The sequence below is a fragment of the Streptomyces tibetensis genome (assembly GCF_007655005.1).
In the GTDB taxonomy this organism is placed as follows: Bacteria; Actinomycetota; Actinomycetes; order Streptomycetales; family Streptomycetaceae; genus Streptomyces; species Streptomyces tibetensis.
Map to the genome: position 1 here is coordinate 53,317 of NZ_SZVW01000029.1, position 20,599 is coordinate 73,915.

Annotated in this window: 23 protein-coding genes; 11 read left to right on the forward strand and 12 right to left on the reverse strand. The window is 70.2% G+C overall.

The window, feature by feature from the left end; translation table 11 throughout:
- Positions 1-37: 37 nt before the first annotated feature.
- The 5 genes from FDO69_RS37135 to FDO69_RS37150 form a co-directional block, all read right to left on the reverse strand.
- Complete coding sequence (locus tag FDO69_RS37135) at positions 38-298, reverse strand: DUF3099 domain-containing protein (protein WP_104787603.1); 261 nt, start codon at positions 296-298, stop codon at positions 38-40.
- An 86-nt stretch (positions 299-384) separates the two neighbouring features.
- A complete protein-coding gene (locus FDO69_RS37140; protein ID WP_003991226.1) occupies positions 385-672 on the reverse strand; it encodes a DUF1416 domain-containing protein in 288 nt (95 codons plus the stop codon).
- Between the two features lie 39 nt (positions 673-711).
- Entirely contained in the window at positions 712-1,557 is an 846-nt protein-coding gene (locus tag FDO69_RS37145) for a sulfurtransferase (protein ID WP_104787606.1), read from the reverse strand.
- Between the two features lie 137 nt (positions 1,558-1,694).
- Positions 1,695-1,775, reverse strand: a complete 81-nt coding sequence (locus FDO69_RS43170) for a putative leader peptide (protein WP_350310325.1) — start codon at positions 1,773-1,775, stop codon at positions 1,695-1,697.
- A gap of 202 nt (positions 1,776-1,977) precedes the next feature.
- The gene (locus FDO69_RS37150) at positions 1,978-2,715 is read right to left on the reverse strand and encodes an LmeA family phospholipid-binding protein (RefSeq protein ID WP_104787609.1); all 738 of its coding nucleotides are present in this window, start codon (positions 2,713-2,715) and stop codon (positions 1,978-1,980) included.
- Positions 2,716-3,040: 325 nt separating this feature from the next.
- Here FDO69_RS37150 and FDO69_RS37155 point away from each other — a divergent pair, with 325 nt between their 5' ends.
- From FDO69_RS37155 to FDO69_RS37165, 3 genes are all read left to right on the forward strand, one after another.
- Complete coding sequence (locus FDO69_RS37155; protein ID WP_104787611.1) at positions 3,041-3,703, forward strand: DedA family protein; 663 nt, start codon at positions 3,041-3,043, stop codon at positions 3,701-3,703.
- A gap of 92 nt (positions 3,704-3,795) precedes the next feature.
- A complete protein-coding gene (locus tag FDO69_RS37160) occupies positions 3,796-5,016 on the forward strand; it encodes a sensor histidine kinase (RefSeq protein WP_234388268.1) in 1,221 nt (406 codons plus the stop codon).
- Positions 5,007-5,651 (forward strand): response regulator transcription factor, encoded by a 645-nt coding sequence (locus tag FDO69_RS37165; protein ID WP_167526763.1) that lies wholly within the window; start codon positions 5,007-5,009, stop codon positions 5,649-5,651. Before FDO69_RS37160 ends, FDO69_RS37165 begins: the two co-directional genes overlap by 10 nt.
- Positions 5,652-5,702: 51 nt before the next feature.
- Here FDO69_RS37165 and FDO69_RS37170 read toward each other — a convergent pair whose 3' ends face one another.
- Genes FDO69_RS37170 through FDO69_RS37180 form a run of 3 tightly spaced genes read right to left on the reverse strand, consistent with a single transcriptional unit; the run spans position 5,703 to position 7,941 of the window.
- Positions 5,703-6,794 (reverse strand): hypothetical protein, encoded by a 1,092-nt coding sequence (locus FDO69_RS37170; protein ID WP_104787619.1) that lies wholly within the window; start codon positions 6,792-6,794, stop codon positions 5,703-5,705.
- A 2-nt stretch (positions 6,795-6,796) separates the two neighbouring features.
- Positions 6,797-7,051, reverse strand: a complete 255-nt coding sequence (locus FDO69_RS37175; protein ID WP_104787622.1) for a MoaD/ThiS family protein — start codon at positions 7,049-7,051, stop codon at positions 6,797-6,799.
- A 38-nt stretch (positions 7,052-7,089) separates the two neighbouring features.
- Complete coding sequence (locus tag FDO69_RS37180; RefSeq protein ID WP_170320998.1) at positions 7,090-7,941, reverse strand: alpha/beta hydrolase; 852 nt, start codon at positions 7,939-7,941, stop codon at positions 7,090-7,092.
- A gap of 172 nt (positions 7,942-8,113) precedes the next feature.
- Between FDO69_RS37180 and FDO69_RS37185 the strand changes: the two genes are divergently transcribed.
- The 6 genes from FDO69_RS37185 to FDO69_RS37210 all read left to right on the forward strand — a co-directional run bounded on the left by FDO69_RS37185 (position 8,114) and on the right by FDO69_RS37210 (position 13,741).
- A complete protein-coding gene (locus FDO69_RS37185) occupies positions 8,114-8,902 on the forward strand; it encodes a response regulator transcription factor (RefSeq protein WP_104787628.1) in 789 nt (262 codons plus the stop codon).
- A gap of 128 nt (positions 8,903-9,030) precedes the next feature.
- Positions 9,031-10,053 carry a LacI family DNA-binding transcriptional regulator gene (locus FDO69_RS37190; RefSeq protein ID WP_104787631.1) on the forward strand — a complete coding sequence of 341 codons (1,023 nt, stop codon included), beginning with the start codon at positions 9,031-9,033 and terminating at the stop codon, positions 10,051-10,053.
- Positions 10,054-10,163: 110 nt separating this feature from the next.
- Positions 10,164-11,183, forward strand: coding sequence for a S1C family serine protease (locus FDO69_RS37195; protein WP_104787634.1), 1,020 nt, complete (start codon positions 10,164-10,166; stop codon positions 11,181-11,183).
- A gap of 31 nt (positions 11,184-11,214) precedes the next feature.
- Positions 11,215-11,394: a hypothetical protein gene (locus tag FDO69_RS37200; protein WP_104787636.1), complete on the forward strand. Its 180-nt coding sequence runs from the start codon at positions 11,215-11,217 to the stop codon at positions 11,392-11,394.
- A gap of 149 nt (positions 11,395-11,543) precedes the next feature.
- Positions 11,544-12,281, forward strand: coding sequence for a response regulator transcription factor (locus FDO69_RS37205; RefSeq protein ID WP_104787639.1), 738 nt, complete (start codon positions 11,544-11,546; stop codon positions 12,279-12,281).
- The gene (locus tag FDO69_RS37210; RefSeq protein WP_104787642.1) at positions 12,278-13,741 is read left to right on the forward strand and encodes a sensor histidine kinase; all 1,464 of its coding nucleotides are present in this window, start codon (positions 12,278-12,280) and stop codon (positions 13,739-13,741) included. Before FDO69_RS37205 ends, FDO69_RS37210 begins: the two co-directional genes overlap by 4 nt.
- Before the next feature lie 330 nt (positions 13,742-14,071).
- On the opposite strand, the gene FDO69_RS37215 is transcribed toward FDO69_RS37210, so the two are convergent.
- Together FDO69_RS37215 and FDO69_RS37220 are read right to left on the reverse strand one after the other, a co-directional pair.
- Positions 14,072-14,470: a PIN domain-containing protein gene (locus tag FDO69_RS37215; protein WP_104787644.1), complete on the reverse strand. Its 399-nt coding sequence runs from the start codon at positions 14,468-14,470 to the stop codon at positions 14,072-14,074.
- Positions 14,467-14,754, reverse strand: a complete 288-nt coding sequence (locus FDO69_RS37220; protein ID WP_104787647.1) for a hypothetical protein — start codon at positions 14,752-14,754, stop codon at positions 14,467-14,469. The genes FDO69_RS37215 and FDO69_RS37220 overlap by 4 nt, the downstream gene beginning before the upstream one ends.
- Before the next feature lie 316 nt (positions 14,755-15,070).
- Here FDO69_RS37220 and FDO69_RS37225 point away from each other — a divergent pair, with 316 nt between their 5' ends.
- Both FDO69_RS37225 and FDO69_RS37230 read left to right on the forward strand, forming a co-directional pair.
- A complete protein-coding gene (locus tag FDO69_RS37225) occupies positions 15,071-15,919 on the forward strand; it encodes a hypothetical protein (RefSeq protein ID WP_104787650.1) in 849 nt (282 codons plus the stop codon).
- Positions 15,920-15,997: 78 nt separating this feature from the next.
- Positions 15,998-18,091, forward strand: coding sequence for a pectinesterase family protein (locus FDO69_RS37230; protein WP_104787653.1), 2,094 nt, complete (start codon positions 15,998-16,000; stop codon positions 18,089-18,091).
- A gap of 67 nt (positions 18,092-18,158) precedes the next feature.
- Here FDO69_RS37230 and FDO69_RS37235 read toward each other — a convergent pair whose 3' ends face one another.
- A complete protein-coding gene (locus FDO69_RS37235) occupies positions 18,159-19,190 on the reverse strand; it encodes a glycoside hydrolase family 5 protein (RefSeq protein WP_104787655.1) in 1,032 nt (343 codons plus the stop codon).
- 158 nt (positions 19,191-19,348) lie between these two features.
- A complete protein-coding gene (locus tag FDO69_RS37240) occupies positions 19,349-20,584 on the reverse strand; it encodes an LmeA family phospholipid-binding protein (RefSeq protein WP_104787658.1) in 1,236 nt (411 codons plus the stop codon).
- Positions 20,585-20,599: the final 15 nt, after the last annotated feature.

The following is a 20,599-nucleotide window of genomic DNA, read 5'->3' on the forward strand; positions in this document are numbered from 1 at the left end:
CCGGTCGGCCCGGGCGGGCGGGCGGGGCGGACGCCGGTCAGTGCGGGCGCTTCTTGCCGTCCAGCTCGTCCCACCACTCGTCGGACTGGGGATCCCCGGAGGGGTCGTCCCACCACCGGTCCTCCGGCCCGCGCCGGTTAGCGACCATGGCCGCCACGGGCGGGATGACCATGGCCACCACGCACATCCCGACGGCGACGGGAACGGACCACAGCCGCACGACACCCCACGCCAGCACGAAGAGGCCGATACAGAGGCCCATCATCGCGAAGTACGTGTGCCGCCGCCGTGCGTACATACCTCCAGCGTAGGTCCGGGCAGGCCGAAGGGCCGCACCCCAGGCGTCCAACCCGCGGGGTGCGGCCCTTCGAGGACCGGTCGTCGTCAGACGGCGATCGCGACCTCCGCCAGGCCGCCCTGCTGGGCGACGACCGTGCGGTCGGCGGTGGCGCCGGGCACGAGGGCACGGACGGTCCAGGTGCCCTCGGCCGCGTAGAAGCGGAACTGTCCGGTCGCCGAGGTCGGCACCTCGGCCGTGAACTCGCCGGTCGAGTCCAGCAGACGGACGTAACCCACCACGGGCTCGCCGTCCTTGGTCACCTGACCCTGGATGGTGGTCTCACCGGGCTTGATCGTCGAGGCGTCGGGGCCGCCGGCCTTCGCACCGCACATGTCGTACTCCTGAAGTCTGGAAAGGTCGGTCGGGGTTGGTTACTTGTTGGCGCCGAGCTCGATCGGCACGCCCACGAGGGAGCCGTACTCGGTCCAGGAGCCGTCGTAGTTCTTGACGTTCTCCACACCGAGGAGCTCGTGCAGCACGAACCAGGTCAGCGCGGAGCGCTCACCGATGCGGCAGTAGGCGATGGTGTCCTTGGCCAGGTCGACGCTCTCCTCGGCGTAGAGCTCCTTGAGCTCCTCGTCCGACTTGAAGGTGCCGTCGTCGTTGGCGTTCTTGGACCACGGGATGTTGCGGGCGGACGGGACGTGACCCGGGCGCTGGGACTGCTCCTGCGGCAGGTGGGCCGGGGCGAGCAGCTTGCCGGAGAACTCGTCGGGCGAACGCACGTCGACGAGGTTCTGCGAACCGATCGCGGCCACGACGTCGTCGCGGAAGGCGCGAATCGAGGTGTCCTGGGCCTTGGCCTTGTAGTCCGTCTTCGGACGCTCCGGCACCTCGTCGCCGGCGACGAGCTCGCGGGCGTCGAGCTCCCACTTCTTGCGGCCGCCGTCGAGCAGCTTGACGCTGTCGTGGCCGTACAGCTTGAAGTACCAGTACGCGTACGAGGCGAACCAGTTGTTGTTGCCGCCGTAGAGGATCACGGTGTGGTCGTTGCCGATGCCCTTGTCGGACAGGAGCTTCTCGAAGCCCTCCTGGTCGACGAAGTCACGGCGGACCGGGTCCTGCAGGTCCTGCGTCCAGTCGATCCGGATGGCGTTGCGGATGTGGTTCTTCTCGTAGGCGGACGTGTCCTCGTCCACCTCGACGATGGCGATGGTCGGGTCGTCCAGGTGCTCCTGGAGCCAGTCGGCGTCAACCAGGACGTCGTTGCGGCTCATGCTTCTTCTCCTCCGGGGCAGTTACGGCGGGGCGTGCGAGGTATGCAGGGCGCGCCCTTGAGGCAGGGCGGCGCACGGGTGCCCGTGATGCGGGGCTGCGGGGATGCGCGCGCCGGCGCGACTGCCGACGCGATCGCTCAGAAGGTGCGACAGAGCATGGCGGCGACGCGGCACAGGTCTACTGCCCGCCGCTTCGTGAGGTCCGCCTGTCGCTTCATACCGTCGATCGTAGGGACGGTCAGGCGGGCATGTCACCGGTGTGTCGCATGCTGAGACGAGATGATCCGCGATGTGGGACCCGAGAGCTGTGCGACGCCTGACGGCAGGGGTCGTGACCCGACGTATCGGCCGTCACATCTGAGCTGCGGACGCCGTCGTCTCGCCCACCGGACACCCTTGGTCCGCCGCCCTGCGCCGTGTCTACCCGGCCAGCCGGACGTCGGAACCCTTCACCGTGATCTCGACGCCGTCCGGGGCGGCCTGGACGGTGTCCACCTTGATGCCGCCGGGCAGGCCGTCGATCTTCTGCTGGAAGTCCGTGATCGCCCGCACCCGGTTCTCGGCGATGTCGACACCGCCGAAGCTGGGCAGACCGTCGGCGTGCACGCGGACGGTGCCGTCGTCCACCTTCACCGAGCTGAGCACGGAGACCGGCTCCGGGAGCTTGGTGCCGAGGACCGTGGCCTCCACGGTGACCTTGATCTTGCCGTTGCCGCCGTCGGAGAGGCCGACGACGTTGGCGGTGACGCCCGGGGCGACCTGGGTGGGCTCGGACTTCGCCGTCTTCAGCAGCTCGTCGTAGGCGATGGTCGCGGTGCCGGTCGCGCTGGTGGCGGTGGCGGAGCTGTAGTCGCCGGAGAACTCGACACCCTTCATGTCGGCCTGCAGGTCGTCGATACGGATCTTCCGGCCGCCGTTGCCCGCGGCGGCCTCGTAGTCCTTGATGCCGACCTCGATGTCGTCCAGGGAGCCGCCGGCGACCTGGGTGAGGAACGGGAAGCCCTTGATCGACACGTCGGGGGTCGCCGACAGGTTCTCCGTGGTCTTCAGCCGATCGGCGGCCTCGTCCTCCGCGAAGTTGACCGCGACGCGGTCGGCGATCACGAAGAGGCCGCCCAGGATCACGACGAAGATCAGCAGTATTCGCAGTGCGCGCATGCGTTGTGTCCCCCACCGGTCCGGTGTTTCGACGACCCGGTGGCCGTCCCTGGCGTGAGAGTAACGCCGAGCGGAAGGGGGATCGGCGGATTGTTGATCACCTGTGACAGGCGGGGGGCTCGGCGTCTGCGCTGATGCCGGGTGGTTCCGCGGCCCGGCGGATCGGGTGCGTTCCGCAGGGGTGCGGTTTTCCGCAGGGTGTCCGGTGCGGGAAGCCGTACTGAACTGGACGGCCATCCTCATACCGCCGTTGACCTGTGGTTTCTAGCTTGGTGGGCGGTCGGGGCACCTGCCCGGACGACCGGCCCGCCGTTTGGAGACTGACATGCATCTCGCGCCCTTGGCTCTGCCCCAGGAACCCGCCGGCGGTATCGCGGGCTGGGCCGCCGATCTCGTCGACACCATGGGGGGTCCCGGAGCCGGCCTGGCCATCGCGCTGGAGAACCTCTTCCCGCCGCTTCCGAGCGAGGTGATCCTGCCGCTGACCGGGTTCGCGGCCGGGCAGGGGGTGCTCACCCTGGCCTCGGCGCTGTTCTGGACGACGCTCGGCTCGGTTGCGGGAGCCGTGGTCCTCTACTGGATCGGCATGCTCTTCGGCCGTGAACGCATGCACGCGATCTGGGCGAGACTGCCGCTGGTCAAGACTTCAGACCTGGAGCGCACGGAGGAATGGTTCGCGAAGCACGGCACCAAAGCGGTTTTCCTCGGCCGCATGGTGCCGATCTTCCGCAGCCTCGTCTCCGTCCCGGCCGGGGTGGAGCGCATGCCTCTGCCCGTGTTCGTCATGCTGACCACGCTCGGCAGCCTGATCTGGAACTCGGTCCTGGTGACGGCCGGATACTGGTTGGGCGACCGGTGGGAAGTGGTGGAGACCTACGTCGGCATTCTCTCCAAAGTGGTGCTGGTTCTGGTCGTCGTCGCCCTCGCGGTGTACGTGACCGCACGGCTACGAGGCGGCAACCGGGCCCAGCACCGCCGCACTTCATGACCTGCCACCGGCTTCTGCGCACCGTGGTTCCGCCCGGCACGGCGCCTGAACCGTCTTGCTCCGGCTATACGGCCACATTAGGCTCGGCCTTCGTGCAGGGGGACTCCGCAGGCGCCGCCGTCCATCACCCGCCGGGCCCTGTGGGCCGTGATCACTTCGGCGAGGACGACAGGGCGATCCCGCCGGCCTCTTGGCCGCGCCGGTGCGCCGGTACCTTTCTCGGCTGCTCAACGGCCCTGCTCGGTTGCCTCTACTTCCTCGTCGTCGGCACCGCACTGGGCCCCTTCCTGCTGTGGCCGCTCACCCGCTTCAGCGCGCTCGGCATCCTGATGACCGGAGCGCGCAGGCTGACGAGCCTGGAGCGGACCCGCCGGGCTGTCTTCTTCGGCGACCGCTTCCCCGAGCACTACACGGCACCCGGCCAGAAGGTCCTTCACTATCTCGCGGTCCGCAGCTACACGGGGTTGATGTGCGGCGTCGTGATCGCACTGCTGGGTTTCGGCATCGTCCTGGCGGGGCTGCTCGTCAGGGGAACGGCCAGGGGATCCCTCCGCTGGGACGAGTTGCTCATGCAGGTGCTCCTCGGTGGCGTGCTGCTCTTCCTCGACGTCCAGGGGCTTCGCTCCATCGCCGCCCTGGACGCACGCATCGCCCGCGAGTGTTTCGGCCCCTCCGAACGGGAGGTGCTGCGGCGGCGCATCGAGGAGCTGGCCACCAGCCGGGCGGCGGTCGTGCGGGCGGTGGACGCCGAACGCCGGCGCATCGAACGGGACCTCCACGACGGGATCCAGCAGCGCCTGGTGGCACTGGGCATGCTGCTCGGCCGGGCACGGCGGGGACGCGACCCCGGGCAGGCGGACACCCTGCTGCGCCAGGCCCACCAGGAGTCCCAGGACCTCCTTGCGGAACTGCGCGAGGTGACGTGGCGGGTCTACCCCTCCGCCCTGGGCACTCTGGGGCTCAAGGAGGCGCTGGGCGGAGTGTCCGAGCGGTGCGGCCTTCCCGTGCGGACGGAGTTCGACGTCATCGGGGAGCTGCCGCAGCCGGTGGAGACCGCCGCGTACTTCGTGGTGTCGGAGTCCGTGACCAACGCGGCCAAACACTCCCGTGCGACGGCCGTCTCCGTGCGGGTGATGCGCCGTGGCGGGGTGCTCGCCGTGCAGGTGCGGGACGACGGCGAGGGCGGCGCGGATCCCATGGGCAGCGGACTGAGCGGCCTGAGCAGCCGGGTGGCCGCGCTCGACGGCCTCTTCCGCGTCGACAGCCCCGTAGGGGGACCCACCACCATTACCGCGGAACTGCCATGCGCTTGATGATCGCCGAGGACTCGACCCTGCTGCGTGAGGGGCTGGTCCGGCTCCTCGTCGAGGAGGGACACGAGGTCCTGGGCGCGTTCGGCGACGCCGGTCCCCTGCTCGAGGAGATGGCCGCGCGGCGGCCCGACGTCGTCGTCCTCGACATCCGGATGCCGCCGACCCACACCGACGAAGGGCTGCGTGCGGCGTTGGAGATCCGGGAACGGTGGCCGGAGACCGGGGTACTCGTGCTGTCTCAGCACATCGAGCGCAACTACGCGGCGCAGTTGCTGGCGTCCAGCGCGGAACGGGTGGGGTACCTCCTCAAGGACCGGGTCGCCCAGGTCGAGGAGTTCCTGGACGCCCTGGAACGCGTCCAGGCGGGCGGCGCCGCCCTCGATCCCGAGGTCGTACGGCAGCTGGTCGTCCGCACCACGCACGGAGACCCGCTGGCCCGCCTCACCCCCCGCGAACGCAGCGTCCTCGAGGTCCTGGCCCAGGGACACACCAACACGGCGATCGCACAGAAGCTGCACGTCTCCCTGAGTGCGGTGGAGAAGAACCTCAACACGATCTTCGACAAGCTGGAGCTGTCGCGCACCACCGGTTACAACCGACGGATCCTGGCGGTCCTGAGGTACCTGGAGTCGTAACGGCTCCGCACCCGTCCCCCACACCCGTTCTCCCAGGCCGGCGTCCCGGCGCTACGCCAGCGCCCGGCCCAGGACGTACACCGCCGGGGCCGCCGCGGCCAGGGGCAGGGCCACGCCCGCCGTGAAGTGGACGAACCTGGAGGGGTAGTCGTAGCTCGCGACCCGGTGGCCGATCAGGGCGCAGGCGGCGGCGCCCGCGCCGAGGAAGGCGCCCTGCGTGCCCAGGTCCGTCAGCGTGCCGACAGCGCTGCCCGCCCCGGACGCCGCGAGCAACGCCACGACCACGGACACCGTCGTGCGCGGCGACGGCACGATGGCACGGGCCAGGACCGCGACCGCCACGGCCACCGCGCCCACCGTCACCGCGTCCGCGGCGGCCGCGAGGTACCCGCCGGCCGCGATCGCCAGCGCGGAGGCCGCGACCGTCGCCATCAGGCCGTACATCCGCTCGTCCGGGTCCGCGTGCGACCGCAGTTGCAGGACCAGCGCGAGCAGCACCCACACCCCGAGCGTGCCGAGGATCGCCGACGGCGAGCGGTCCGAGACCAGCAGCGCGGCGTCGGCGGCCAGCGCGCCCGCGAAGCCCAGGGCGATGCCCTGCCGGGCGGGCCACATCCCGTTCAGCCGGAACCAGCCCGCCGCCGTGACCGCCTGCAGGACGACCAGCGGCACGAGCAGCGCGTACGTCCCGACCGCCGCGGCACCGGCCAGCAGCAGCCCGAGCAGCGCCGTCAGCGCGGCCGGCTGCATGCCGGGCTCGATGATCGGGGAGCGCCCCTCCGCCCGGGCCCGCTGGGCGTCCGTGAGGCGTGCGTTCCCGCCGACGGTGGCGGGGCCGTAACCGGCGGCGGAGGCGTCGCCTGCGGCCGGGGCCGTGGGCCCCTGCGGCGTCCGGGGGCTCTGGGCCGGCCGGGGCGACTGGGGCGTCAGTATCGCCGTCTCCGGGTCGGGCGCCTGCGGGGCCACCGGCTGGTGGTTCTGCGTCTCCCAGGTCTGCCCCTGCCACTGCTGCGTGTACTGCTGAGCGGCGTGCGGGTCCTCGTGCCCCTGGTAGCCCTGCCCGGGCCACGCCTGCGGCTGCTGCCCGTAGGGGTCGTAGCCGTCGTACGGCTGGTGGGGCTGCTGGTTCGGCTGGTCGGTCATCGTCACCCTCCTGCGAACGGCGGGAGCACCTCGACCGTGCCGCCGTCGGCCAGCCGTACCGTCTCATGTCCGCGGGTGCCCACGGGGTCACCGTCCACGAGGAACGAGCACCGGCGCAGGACGCGCTCGAGTTCGCCGGGGTGCCGCTCGCGCACCCCGTCGAGCGCCTCGGCGAGCGTGACCGCGTCGTACGGCTCCTCGGCCACCCCGGCCGCGGCCTTGGCGGCGGCCCAGTAGCGCACCGTGACCTTTGGCATCTGCTTCCTCAATGAATTCGACGGTGAACCCCGTCAGGCTAGCCCGCCCGGCGGACGCTCCACTCCCCGATCCGGGCCAGCAACTCGTCGCCCGCCGCGTGCTCGGCGTGCCCCATACCCGGCTCCAGCCACAGTTCGCCCTGGTCACCGGCGGCCGCGGCCAGCATGCGCGGATGGTCGACGGGAAAGTAGCCGTCGGCGTCGCCGTGCACGATCAGCAGCGGGGTCGGGGCGATCCTCGGCACCGCCTCCACCGGGGAGAGCGGCACCGGGTTCCAGTCCCGGTGGTGGATGCGCGTACGGAATCCGTACCGGCCCACGAGCCGGCCCTCGGGCCGGGTCACCAGCCAGTGCAGCCGCCGCATGGGCCCGGTGCCCCGGTAGTACCAACGGGCCGGTGAGCTGACCGACACCACCGCGTCGGTCTGCCCCGGGTGCAGCGCCGCGTGCCGGAGCACCACCGAGCCGCCCATGGAGAAGCCCACCGTCACCACCCGCGCGTGCCCGCGACTCCGCGCCCAGGCCACCGCCGCCGCCAGGTCGAGCACCTCCCGGTCGCCGACCGTGGAGTGCCCGCCGGACATCCCGTGCCCGCGGAAGGAGAAGGTGACCACACCCCCGCACCGGGCGAACGCCTCCGCGATCCGACGCACGTGCGGGCGGTCCACCGCGCCGGTGAAACCGTGGGCGACGACGAACACCGGATGAGCGGAAAGCGTCCCGGAGGTGTCGTGCAGGGCCGCTCCCGGCTCGTACCGGGCGTCGATCGCCACACCGTCGGACGTCCGCAGAAACACCCGCGACGACATCCGCACAGGCTTTCCCCCGTTCGTCTCGGGATGCGGACGATCGGTGGAACGCGCCACATGACCTGCCGGACCAGAGCTCATGTGGGCTATTCTGCTGGGCAGAGGACTCGGGCAACGTAGCCCCCGGGTCCTTTTGTGCTTTCGGAAGCGTTGTATACGACGCGGGAAACCGCAGGTGTACGGGGCCTTCGGGATCGCAGAGCGGTGCTGTGCCAACAAACGTCCTCGCAGGGACCGAGGAGGAACCAGACATATGAGTTCTCTGCTGCTCCTGACCAATGCCCTCCAGCCGTCGACGGAGGTGCTCCCCGCCCTCGGCCTGCTCCTGCACAACGTGCGTGTGGCCCCCGCGGAGGGCCCCGCCCTCGTCGACACCCCCGGCGCCGACGTCATCCTCGTCGACGGCCGGCGTGATCTGCCCCAGGTCCGCAGCCTCTGTCAGCTGCTGCGCTCCACCGGACCGGGCTGCCCGCTCGTCCTGGTCGTCACCGAGGGCGGCCTCGCCGCCGTCACCGCCGACTGGGGCATCGACGACGTCCTGCTCGACACCGCCGGCCCGGCGGAGGTCGAGGCACGACTGCGGCTGGCCATGGGACGGCAGCAGATCGTCAGCGACGACTCCCCGATGGAGATCCGCAACGGCGACCTCTCGGTCGACGAGGCGACGTACTCGGCCAAGCTCAAGGGCCGCGTCCTCGACCTCACCTTCAAGGAGTTCGAGCTCCTGAAGTACCTCGCGCAGCACCCCGGCCGGGTCTTCACCCGCGCCCAGCTGCTCCAGGAGGTCTGGGGCTACGACTACTTCGGCGGTACGCGCACGGTCGACGTGCACGTACGGCGGCTGCGCGCCAAGCTCGGCCCGGAGCACGAGTCGCTGATCGGCACCGTCCGGAACGTCGGTTATCGATTCGTTACGCCGGAGAAGCCGGAGAAGATGGAGCGCGCCGCCGAGGAGGCGAAGGCCAAGGCGGCCAAGGCAAAGCAGGACACCGCGGACAAGTCGGCCACCCCGGCGGCCGCCGACGCCCGCGCCAAGGCGTAAAGAGGCGTAATGCGACGCCGACCTGGGCATCGCTCCCCGCACAGGGCGCCCCGGACACCGGTCGGGATATCGTACGGAACCTCCTTTACGCCCTGCCCGGAGCCGGTATATCCGCGTAGACTCCGCGCGTGGCCAAGGTGACTCGGGATGATGTGGCGCGGCTGGCAGGGACTTCCACTGCCGTGGTCAGCTATGTCATCAACAACGGACCCCGGCCGGTCGCCCCGGCCACGCGCGAGCGTGTCCTCGCCGCGATCAAGGAACTGGGGTACCGGCCCGACCGGGTCGCCCAGGCGATGGCCTCCCGGCGCACGGACCTCATAGGCCTGATCGTCCCGGACGCGCGCCAGCCCTTCTTCGGGGAGATGGCCCACGCGGTCGAACAGGCCGCATCCGAGCGCGGAAAGATGGTGCTCGTCGGCAACTCCGACTACATCGGCGAACGCGAGGTCCACTACCTGCGGGCCTTCCTGGGCATGCGGGTCTCGGGGCTGATCCTCGTCAGCCACGCGCTCAACGACCTGGCCGCCGCCGAGATCGAGGCCTGGGACGCCCGGGTCGTGCTGCTGCACGAACGGCCCGAGGCCATCGACGACGTCGCCGTCACCACGGACGACCTGGGCGGCGCCGAGCTCGCCGTCCGCCACCTGCTGGAGCACGGCTACGAGTACGTCGCCTGTATGGGCGGCATAGCCGAGACCCCCGCCGTCGGCGACCCGGTCTCCGACCACGTCGAGGGCTGGCGCCGCGCGATGGACGAGGCCGGGATCTCCACGGAGGGCCGCCTCTTCGAGGCCCTCTACAACCGCTACGACGCCTACCAGGCCGCCCTGAAGATCCTCTCCGGCCCCGACCGACCGCCGGCGATCTTCTGCTCCACCGACGACCAGGCGATCGGCCTGCTGCGCGCGGCGCGCGAGCTGCGCATCGACGTCCCCGGCGAGCTGGCGGTGGCGGGCTTCGACGACATCAAGGAGGCGGCCCTCGCGGATCCGCCCCTGACGACGGTCGCGTCCGACCGTCCGGCGATGGCCCGGGCGGCGGTGGACCTCGTCCTCGACGACGGGCTGCGGGTCGCGGGTACCCGGCGGGAGCGGCTGAAGGTGTTCCCCTCGCGGCTGGTCACCCGGCAGTCCTGCGGCTGCCCGTAGGCCCCTGACTCCGGGGCGGCGGGCCTCTTTATATCGGGCATACGAGGTTCTGTCGGGCTTCTCAGGGAGCACTCAGGAAGCTCTCATGGTCGGGCGGCAAGCTCTGTTCCATGACCGAGAGCTTCCACCGCAGTGGCGAGTACGAGAACCCTTACGAGGGTCAGCAGCAGGCCCCGGTGAACCCCGAGTGGCCGCCCCCGCCGGCGTACGCCCCGGCACATGCTCCGCATCCGAAGAAGCGCAACCGCGGCCCCCTGGCCCTGATCGCCGCCGTGGCGATCGTCGCGGCGGCGATAGGCGGCGGCACCGCCTACGGCATCCAGGAACTGACCGGCAACGACACCGTCGCCACCAGCTCCACCAGCACCGACGTGGTCCCCTCCAGCCAGAAGGGCACGGTCGCCGGGGTCGCGAAGGCGGTCAGCCCGAGCATCGTCGAGATCAGCGCCGACTCCAACGCCGGGTCCTCCACCGGCTCCGGCGTGATCATCACGAGCGGCGGCGAGATCGTCACCAACAACCACGTCGTCGCCGGGGCCTCCCAGATCAAGGCGACGACCAGCGACGGCAAGTCGTACACCGCGAAGGTCGTCGGCACCGACAGCAAGAAGGACCTGGCGCTGATCAAGCTGGAGAACGCCTCCGGCCTGAAGGCGGCCACGCTCGGCGACTCGGCCGGGCTCCAGGTCGGCGACCAGGTCGTGGCGATCGGCTCCCCCGAGGGGCTGTCCGGCACCGTCACCAGCGGCATCATCTCGTCCCTCGACCGCGACGTCACCGTCCCGACCGAGGAGGGCCAGGACCAGGGCCAGCAGCAGTGGGGACAGGGCCAGGGGCAGGGCGACCAGTGGCCGTTCGAGTTCGGCGGACGCCAGTTCAACGGCGACACCGGGTCCGACACGACGACGTACAAGGCGCTCCAGACCGACGCGTCCCTCAACCCGGGCAACTCCGGCGGCGCGCTGATCGACATGAACGGCAACATCATCGGAATCAACTCCGCGATGTACTCGCCGACCAGCCAGGCCTCCTCGTCCTCCGACGCGGGCAGCGTCGGCCTGGGCTTCGCCATCCCGATCAACACCGTCAAGGCCGACCTCGCGAAGCTGCGGGCGGGTTCGACCGACTGAGTCCCAGCACCCGACAGCGAGGAGTACGGCGATGATCCAGCAGGTTGTGCACACGGAGCCGGGCGGCGACCCGACGGCGGTCGCGCTGGCCCTGGCGGTGGCGCACGCCCTGCACGCGCCGACGGGCCGGGCCGCGGAGGTGGCGGCGCCCACGACACCGCGCCGGGCGAGCCGGTCGGTGCGCGCCCGGCGCGGGGCTGCACGGGGCTGATGCTCCTCCCGGCCCCGCCCGTCGGTGCGCGCACGGCGCGGGGCGGCACGGGCTGATGCTCCTCCCGGCACCGCCCGTCGGCGTGCGACGCTGAGAGCGTCAGAGCAGCAGCGCCCCCGTCCCCCTTCACCCCCGAGGACCCCCGACCCATGAGCCCCGCAGACGGCGACCGTGACCCGCAGCGCATCCTGATCGTCGACGACGAGCCGGCCGTACGCGAAGCGCTCCAGCGCAGCCTCGCGTTCGAGGGGTACGGGACCGAGGTCGCCGTCGACGGCGCGGACGCCCTGGACAAGGCCGCCGCCTACCGGCCCGACCTGCTGGTCCTCGACATCCAGATGCCCCGCATGGACGGCCTGACGGCAGCACGCCGCATCCGCGCCACCGGCGACACCACGCCGATCCTGATGCTCACGGCCCGTGACACGGTCGGCGACCGCGTCACCGGCCTCGACGCGGGCGCCGACGACTACCTGGTCAAGCCCTTCGAGCTGGACGAACTCTTCGCCCGTATCCGCGCCCTGCTGCGCCGCAGCTCCTACGCGGCGGCCGTGGGCGCGGCCGACCCGGCCGACGAGGACGCGCTCACCTTCGCCGACCTGCGCATGGACCTGTCCACGCGCGAGGTCACCCGGGGCGGGCGCCAAGTGGAGCTGACCCGAACCGAGTTCACGCTTCTGGAGATGTTCATGGCGCACCCGCGCCAGGTCCTCACCCGGGAGCAGATCCTCAAGGCCGTCTGGGGCTTCGACTTCGAGCCGTCGTCGAACTCCCTCGACGTGTACGTGATGTACCTGCGCCGCAAGACCGAGGCGGGCGGCGAGCCGCGCCTCGTCCACACGGTGCGGGGCGTGGGCTACGTACTGCGGCAGGGCGGCGCGGAGTGAGTTCCCGGACGGTCGTACGGCGGTTCCGGGCCCTGCCGATCCGCTCCCGACTGGCGCTGCTGGTGGCGGCGGCGGTGGCGTTCGCGGTGGCGGCGGTGTCGGTGACCTGCTGGTTCATCGTGCAGGGGAAGCTGTACGACGAGATCGACAACGACCTGAAGTCGTCGGTCGCGCCGCTGCGTTCGGACGAGTTCCAGGCGCTCACCGACGAGTGCCTTCAGACGCCTTCCGACTCGCTGGGCATGGGGTCGCGGCCCAAGACCTACGGGCAGCTGGTCCACGTCGACGGCAAGCTGTGTCTCTTCCCGACGTCCACGACCCAGGTGCAGGTCACCGGCGACGACAAGGCCGTGGCCAGGGACCCCGACCCGAACCAGGGCCACATCCGCGACGGCACGGACGACCACGGCAACAAGCTGCGCGTCCTGACGACTGCGGTCGTCATCAAGGACGGGCCGGTGACCCGGGGCGTCGCCGCCGACTACTCCCTCGTCATCGCCCTGCCCCTCAAGGGCACCCAGTCCACGCTCAACGAGCTGGCCCTGATCCTCCTCCTGGTCTCCGGCGTGGGAGTCCTCGGTGCCGGAGCCGCCGGTCTGGCCGTCGCCCGGGCGGGGCTGCGCCCCGTCGACAAGCTGACCGAGGCCGTCGAGCATGTGGCCCGCACGGAGGACCTGAACATCCGCATCCCCGTGGCGGACGACAGCGAGGACGAGATCGCCCGCCTGTCCCGCTCCTTCAACTCGATGACGTCGGCACTGGCCAGCTCCCAGGAGCTGCAACAGCAACTGATCGCCGACGCGGGCCACGAACTACGCACACCCCTCACGTCCCTCCGCACCAACATCGAACTCCTCACCCGCAGCGAGGAGACGGGCCGGCCCATCCCCGAGGCTGACCGCAAGGCGCTGCTCGCCTCGGTGAAGGCGCAGATGACGGAGCTGGCCGCGCTCATCGGCGACCTCCAGGAACTGTCCCGCCCCGACACGGGCCAGCACGGGGGCCGGACCCAGATCGTCGCCTGGCAGGACACGGTCGAGTCGGCACTGCGGCGGGCCCGGCTGCGGGGCCCGGAGCTGACGATCACGGCGGACGTCGAGCCCTGGTTCGTCCGCGCGGAACCCTCCGCCCTGGAACGGGCGATGGTCAACATCCTGGACAACGCGGTGAAGTTCAGCCCGGAGGGCGGCACGATCGAGGTACGCCTCACCTCGGGCACCCTCACGGTCCGCGACCACGGCCCGGGCATCCCCGCCGACGAACTCCCCCACGTCTTCGACCGCTTCTGGCGCTCCCCGAGCGCACGGTCACTGCCGGGCTCGGGCCTGGGCCTGTCGATCGTGGCGCGTACGGTGCAGCAGGCCGGGGGCGAGGTGTCCCTCAACCCGGCGCAGGACGGCGGCACGGTCGCGACGGTACGACTGCCGGGGGCTGCCGTGCCTCCGCCCGAGGTGCCTTGACGGACGCCACGGCTTGGCTTTTCGGCTCACGCAAGACTTCCGTCGACGAGAATCTGTCTGTGCCGTTTGACGAAGGCCACCGTCGGATCGGACCTCCACTGCGTCCACGCACACGCGCCGCACCACGATGCTCGACCACTCCGGACTCTCTGAACGTTGTGGTCTGCTCACCGCGAGCCCCCCGGCGCCATGGCCGCCACGCGACCGTTCCATCGAGAGGCTGCCCCGTAGCCACGGCGAAATCACGGGGCATGTCGGGGCATGGCGAGCGATGGCGTGCGCCCCCTGGCATCACGACATCGCGCGCTCGGCACAGTGGCGTGACCGTCGTCAGTGGAAGCCGAGCATGCCTGGTGAGTCGATGTCGACGGTGACCACGCCGGGTGGATACTGCCGTTCGCGGTCCGTGAGCAGGATCGACATCCCTGTGAATTCAGCGCGCGGCAGTGCGCAGTACAGGGCGTGGCAGTTGTCCGGGCCGCCATAGCCGTCTCGGCTCATGGTGCCGACGGCCACAGAGGCGGTTGTGTTGAGGTGGTCGACAACGACCGAGGAGAAGTCGAGCACTCGCTGTGCAGCTCCCTCGTCCTGCGACTCCGCCTGCATCAGGCACAAGGCAGGGATCCGCAGGAGGTCGCCAGGGGTGCGTGCCATGTTTCCGGCCAGGAGGTTCAGCGTCTTGTGCCCCTGCGCGAGGGCCAGGGTGGCGCCGGTGTCCAGAATGATCACGCGGCGGCACCCCGAGCCGCACGGACCTTCTCCGCGGCGATGCGGTAGATGTTGCCGAGGATGTCAGGCGCCTCGTCGAACTCGACATCGCTGATGTCCACGCCGATCGTCTCCCGCACGACGCGGCGGTCCGCGGCGACCCGCTCGGCGACCTGCTCGGCAGTGGGCTGTTCAAGGGCGAGCTGCTCGACGAGCTGCCCCAGGGTCACTCCACGTTCCTTGGCGACCTGAGCGAGATGATCGCGGGCCTGCCGGGACACCTGGATGGTCGTATTCTCAGCCATAGCCCCACCATAGCGCCACCACAACCCTGGCGGACCTGCTGTTCAGCCAGTTCCCCAGGAGGTGCGAACCGAGCTCTCGTTCGTGACGCCGGCCAGGAACGACACTCAAGGGCTCGCGCCGAACACGAGTATCGGGCTGCGGGGGGGCTGCGGATCGCCCTCAGTCGCGGTCCCAGCACTGACACCCGATAAAACGGGACATGCTTCCCCGCTCCCTGTCGATGTCCTGTCATACCCATCAGTAGCGCAAACTCCTGCCGCTGTTCTGACATCTTCGTCGCCGTCACCCATCCGCAAGCAGGAGTGAGCCCCCCACATGCGTCTCATTCGCACGTCAACTCTCAGGAAATGCGGTGTAGTTGCCGCTTCCACCGCCCTCGCCGTCACCGGTCTGCTCACCGGTGCGGGCACCGCCGCCGCCGGGCCCGCCGGGGCGACCAACATCCGGGGCGTGGACCCCGGGGACACCGACCTGATGATCGAGCGGCTCTGCAGTCAGGAGACGAGCCTCACGGGCGTGTACGGCGCCCTCAACGTCGACACCGGTGAGTTCAAGACCCGGGACGAGTACCTGCGGGACGTCATCGGGCTGTGGGCGCCCGCGGGGCCGTGGGAGCTGTTCCGCGGCTGGTGCGGGTACGCCGAGGCCTCGACCTGGTCCATCAAGGGCGACACCGTCCGCACGTCCCGGTGGATCGGGAACAAGGGATCCGCCGACGACAAGGAGACCTTCGTCAGCAGCTACAGCACCAAGACGTTCGCGAAGAAGAGCGTCGGCGGCTCCATCAGCCTCTCCCTCGCCAAGAGCATCTTCAGCGGAACCGTGGGCGGCAGTGCCGGGTACGAGTGGGGCTGGGAGAAGGAGTCCAAGTTCGAGACCCGCAGCGAGAAGACCGTCCCGCCGTGCCGGCAGGTCGCCGTGACCTGGACGCCGTACCAGCGCGTGGTGCGCGTCAACCCCGTCTTCTACGTCGAGGACTACCAGTGGAACAAGGGCGACGGGGACCGGACCGTACACAGCTGGCGGGACCGGGGGTACCAGACCATCTACTCGCACGGGTTCTACATCGACGGCATCTCCGACAAGCTCCTGCCCAGCGGCCAGCCCGACGGCCGTGAGGACAAGATCGAGGAGAAGCTCGACCCCAAGTCCTGCACCGACTAGAGCACTTGGGACGGCAACCTTTCCGTGTGGGGCGGCGACTGATCAGCGGTCATTCCCCCACACGGAACGGATCGCCCCATGAGTGAGCCGCGTAGCAAGGCCCGCCCCCGTCACCGCAGAAGCCGCACCGCCCTGGCGGTCGGGGTCCCCCTGGCCCTGACCGCCGCCGGTACCTTCGCCTACGGCGGCGACCTCGGCGTCCTGGGCTCCACCGCATTGCAGGCCTCCGCCGCCACCCCCGCGTCCACCACCTCCCCCACCCCCTCCTGGGCCGCCGACACCGCCGACGGGTTCGCCTCCGTCGACTCCCTCGGGCAGAACGGGACGTACGGCGGGCGTGGTGGCCAGGTCGTCACCGTGAAGACGCAGGCCGAGCTGGAGAAGTACGCCACCGCGACCCAGCCGTACGTCATCGTCGTCGCCGGGGCCATCGCCATGAACCCGGTCGGCAAAGAGATCAAGGTGCAGTCCGACAAGACCATCGTGGGTCAGGGGACCGCCGGGCACATCGTCGGCGGCGGGTTCTTCCTCGGCCAGGGCGTGCACAACGTGATCATCCGGAACCTGACCATCCGGGACGCGTACCAGGGCATCTGGAACGACAAGGACCATGACTTCGACGCGATCCAGATGGACGGCGCCCATCACGTCTGGATCGACCACAACGACCTGCGGCACATGGCCGACGGGCTCATCGACGTCCGCAAGGACTCGACGAACGTCACCGTCTCCTGGAACAAGCTGAGCGACAACAACAAGACCTTCGGCATCGGCTGGACCGAGAACGTCAAGACCGACATCACGATCCACCACAACTGGATCCGCGAGACCGAGCAGCGCAACCCTTCCACGGACAACGCCGCCCACGCGCACCTGTACAACAACTTCCTCGAAGACGCCCCGAACACGAGCATCGGCTCGTCGTACGGGAACTACTCGCGCGGCTCGACCAGGATGGTCCTGGAGAACTCCTACTTCCAGGGCATCAAGAACCCGGTGATCAAGGACAGCGGCGCCGCGGTCGTGCAGCGCGGCAATGTCTTCTCCGGCACCAGCGGGCGCAACGAGAGCGGCGGGAGCGCCTTCGACCCGAAGGCGTACTACCCCTACAGCCTCGACAAGGCCGCCGATCTGCCCGCGCTCCTCAAGTCCGGTGCCGGGCCCCGCGCCTCCCTCGGCACCGCCACGACCACCGCCTCCACCAAGGCCGCGGCCGCCACCACCCTCACCGTGGCCAAGGACGGCAGCGGTCAGTACAAGACCGTCCAGGCCGCCGTGAACGCCGTACCGGCGAACAACCCCTCGCGCGTGGTGATCGCCGTGAAGCCGGGGACGTACCGGGAACTGGTGAAGGTGCCCTCCGACAAGCCGCACGTCACCATCCAGGGGACCGGCGGCAGCCGCAAGGACACCACGATCGTCTACAACAACGCGTCGGGAACCCCCAAGCCGGGCGGCGGCACCTACGGCACGGGCGGCAGCGCGACCGTCGCCGTCGAGGCGGACGACTTCCAGGCGCGCAACCTGACCATCTCCAACGACTTCGACGAGAAGGCCAACCAGAACATCAAGGACCAGCAGGCCGTCGCCCTGCGGACCGCCGCCGACAAGGTGTTCCTGGACGGGATCATCGTCAGCGGGGACCAGGACACCCTGCTGCTCGACACCGCGTCGAAGGACCGGCTGGGCCGGGTGTACGTCGGCAACTCCTACGTCATCGGCAACGTCGACTTCATCTTCGGCCGGGCCACGGCCGTCGTCGACAAGTCCGTGATCACGCTGAAGAAGCGCTGGGACGGCAGCTCGGCCGGGTACATCACCGCTCCGAGCACCGCGGCGAACCGCAAGGGCATCCTGATCGCCAACTCCACGGTGAACGGCGACGTGTCGGCCGGGAGTTTCTACCTCGGGCGACCCTGGCACGCCGGCGGGGACGCGTCCCTCGACCCGCAGACCACGGTCCGCAACACCGGCCTGAGCAACGCGATCAAGTCGACCCCGTGGACCGACATGAGCGGGTTCTCCTGGAAGGACGACCGGTTCGCCGAGTACAAGAACTCCGGCGCGGGGGCGGGCGGTGCGAGCAGCAACCGGCCGCATCTGAGCGACGCTCAGGCCGCGAACCAGGAGGTCGCGGACTGGCTCGCGGGCTGGACGCCTTCGGCGTCCTGAACGACTCCCTTCCGGGTCCGGCTGACGAGCGGCGCCGGACCCGGAAGGGCCACCACCTCAAGGGTGCTCACTGCTTCCAGGCGTAGTGCAGCCGGTCCAGGCCGCTCTGGTTGTTCACCGTCAGGCTGAGGTTCGTGCCCGTGCCCTGGAGCGTGGTGAGGGAGTAGGTGTCACCGTTGCGCAGGCCGGGCCAGTAGACCGAGCCGAGGCCCAGTTCCCGGATGGTGTCGGTCGCGGCCTGTATGTAGGCGATCTCGTTGGAAGTGCCCGCCGGACCGTTGTAGTCCAGGCCGGTGGTCATCGAGGCGCCGAACTCGTCGAGGATCGTGCGAGAGGCACAGTCGCCGATGCGGCTCTTGAAGTCGGCCTTCCACTGGTCGACGCTGGTCCAGTCGGTGTGCCAGAAGCCGTAGTTGTGCAAGGCCAGGCGCACGCCCTTGAGGCGCGGGTCGGCGCAGACCGGCTTGACGTCCTCGCTGTACTTGTAGCCGCCGATGAGGACCCGATCCCGGGGCACGTTGCGGTGGGTGGTCACCCACTTCGCGGCGATGTCGGTCCACTCCTGGGCGGTGTAGCCGAACGGCTCGTTCATCGGCTCGAAGTACACCTTGGAGTTGCCGACGTAGGCGGAGGTGATACGCGCCCACATCCGGTTCCAGGACGCCTGGTCGTCGATCTTGCCGTCCTTGGCGTTGTCGGCCTCCCAGTAGCCCAGGATGACCTTGAAGCCCTTGGCGGTGGCGGCGTCGATCGCGCCCCGGTACGACTTCCAGAACGGCCCGTTCACCGAGGTCGGGTTGACCGGGAGGCGGACGGTGTTGGCGCCGAGCTTGGAGAACCCGCCGATGATCGCCTTGGACTTGGCGTAGGTGGTGGCGTAGCTGTCGGCGGTGGACAGGCCCGAGGGCACGACCGCGTCGTGGGCATAGTTGTCGCGCGGGTCGGCCCAGTTGACGCCCTTGAAGTCGCTGACGGGCGGCGGGGTGGGACGGTGGGCGGGAGCGGCGGCCGCGGGGGAGGCGAACGCTCCACCGAATGCCGTGACGCAGGCCAGCAGCGCCCCCACGCCGGCTGTCCCGCGCTGGTTCTTGTCGGACACGACATCCCCTTCTGAGCAGGTGCAAGGGTGAGCGGGCCGCCGGGCGGATCACTCATGGGAGCACGAAACTAGAAGGAGTCTCGAACAGAGGTCAACACATCAGCACATAAAGTTTCAGGCGGGCCCGGTCGGGCGGCGTGTTCCGGAGCCGGGCCGGCTCAGCCGCCCACCGTCAGCCCCGAGCCCGACAGCCGCACCCGGATGCCGTCCTCCTCCACCCGTACGTCCTCCAGCTTCACGTCCCCCTGCTCCGGCTTCGGCAGCTCGAAGGCCAGCGCGAGCCGGTCGGCCAGGACCGGGCGGGTCAGGCGCGACAATTCCCCGAGGAGATCGGGGTCGAGGCCGAGACTCCTGAGCACGTCGGGGTTGTCCAGGGCGAGGTCGATGAGGTTCAGGCGTTCGGCCTGGCGGGCGAAGCGCGGGGAGCCGGTCAGCTCGGCGAGCTTGCCGTCGTCGGCCAGGGCCTGGTTCACGGTCGCCTCGGGCACACCCATGCGGTGCACGATGGCCGGGACCGACAGCAGCGCCTTGGCCTTCCGGGTCTCCCGGGCCAGATCCGCGGACGCCTCGGGCGTCAGGTGCAGCCCTTCCGAGGCGCGCTTGCCGGGGCGGTAGGTGGCCAGGTCCCCGATGTCCAGGCGCATGCCGCCGATCTCGGTGGCGATGCCCCGCTCCCCCTGCCGCTGGATCCGGGCCTCGGCCCGCAGCTTCAGGTTGTGCCCGGCGACCGGCAGGGTGCCGCGCGCCCGTACCCGGTCCCGGCCCTCACCGGTGAAGGTCACCTGGGAGGCGCCGAGTTCGCGGTTGAGGTCCTCGAAGGACAGCATGACGTCCCCGTCGAACCGGGGGACGTCGGCGCCGCGCACGGACGTCAGCCCGTCGGCGTTGAGCGTCACGTCATGGGCCGTGGCCGACACCTTCGCGAGCGAGACGCGGTCGGCGGCGACGTCCGGGACCGTCAGCTTCACCGACTCCAGCCGCTTTTCGGCGAGCTGGGTGAGGAAGGGGAAGCCGCCGATCTCCACCTCGGGCGCGGCGGCCAGGTCGAGGCGGTCCTTCAGGGTGTCGGCGGCCCGGTGCTCGGCGTAAAGCACCGCCCAGCGGTCGCCGAGCGCGGCGAACGAGGCGAGGACGACCAGGCCGACGACGGCCTTCACGGCGAACGGCAGTCCGGCGAAACGATTCTTTCGACGTCGGCCGCCACGGCGGTGGTCGGGCGGCGACCACTCCGGCTCCGGCTCGTGCCGCTGCTCGGCGTCCCCGCCGAGAAAGTCCTCCAGAGGGGTCGCCTCCAGAGGCCCGTCGTCGAGTGCGCCGAGTTCCTCGTAGGGGTTGCGGGGCTGCTCAGAGCGGTCGTCGGGATGATGCGTGGCCATGCGGTGGGGGGTGCGCATCGTCTCATCCGACCA

Bases quoted from the DNA above. Each gene is read 5' to 3' on its own strand.
- FDO69_RS37135 (WP_104787603.1), bottom strand. From the start codon at position 298: ATGTACGCACGGCGGCGGCACACGTACTTCGCGATGATGGGCCTCTGT.
- FDO69_RS37140 (WP_003991226.1), bottom strand. From the start codon at position 672: ATGTGCGGTGCGAAGGCCGGCGGCCCCGACGCCTCGACGATCAAGCCC.
- FDO69_RS37145 (WP_104787606.1), bottom strand. From the start codon at position 1,557: ATGAGCCGCAACGACGTCCTGGTTGACGCCGACTGGCTCCAGGAGCAC.
- FDO69_RS43170 (WP_350310325.1), bottom strand. From the start codon at position 1,775: ATGAAGCGACAGGCGGACCTCACGAAGCGGCGGGCAGTAGACCTGTGC.
- FDO69_RS37150 (WP_104787609.1), bottom strand. From the start codon at position 2,715: ATGCGCGCACTGCGAATACTGCTGATCTTCGTCGTGATCCTGGGCGGC.
- FDO69_RS37155 (WP_104787611.1), top strand. From the start codon at position 3,041: ATGCATCTCGCGCCCTTGGCTCTGCCCCAGGAACCCGCCGGCGGTATC.
- FDO69_RS37165 (WP_167526763.1), top strand. From the start codon at position 5,007: ATGCGCTTGATGATCGCCGAGGACTCGACCCTGCTGCGTGAGGGGCTG.
- FDO69_RS37170 (WP_104787619.1), bottom strand. From the start codon at position 6,794: ATGACCGACCAGCCGAACCAGCAGCCCCACCAGCCGTACGACGGCTAC.
- FDO69_RS37175 (WP_104787622.1), bottom strand. From the start codon at position 7,051: ATGCCAAAGGTCACGGTGCGCTACTGGGCCGCCGCCAAGGCCGCGGCC.
- FDO69_RS37180 (WP_170320998.1), bottom strand. From the start codon at position 7,941: ATGAGCTCTGGTCCGGCAGGTCATGTGGCGCGTTCCACCGATCGTCCG.
- FDO69_RS37185 (WP_104787628.1), top strand. From the start codon at position 8,114: ATGAGTTCTCTGCTGCTCCTGACCAATGCCCTCCAGCCGTCGACGGAG.
- FDO69_RS37195 (WP_104787634.1), top strand. From the start codon at position 10,164: ATGACCGAGAGCTTCCACCGCAGTGGCGAGTACGAGAACCCTTACGAG.
- FDO69_RS37200 (WP_104787636.1), top strand. From the start codon at position 11,215: ATGATCCAGCAGGTTGTGCACACGGAGCCGGGCGGCGACCCGACGGCG.
- FDO69_RS37205 (WP_104787639.1), top strand. From the start codon at position 11,544: ATGAGCCCCGCAGACGGCGACCGTGACCCGCAGCGCATCCTGATCGTC.
- FDO69_RS37220 (WP_104787647.1), bottom strand. From the start codon at position 14,754: ATGGCTGAGAATACGACCATCCAGGTGTCCCGGCAGGCCCGCGATCAT.
- FDO69_RS37225 (WP_104787650.1), top strand. From the start codon at position 15,071: ATGCGTCTCATTCGCACGTCAACTCTCAGGAAATGCGGTGTAGTTGCC.
- FDO69_RS37230 (WP_104787653.1), top strand. From the start codon at position 15,998: ATGAGTGAGCCGCGTAGCAAGGCCCGCCCCCGTCACCGCAGAAGCCGC.
- FDO69_RS37240 (WP_104787658.1), bottom strand. From the start codon at position 20,584: ATGCGCACCCCCCACCGCATGGCCACGCATCATCCCGACGACCGCTCT.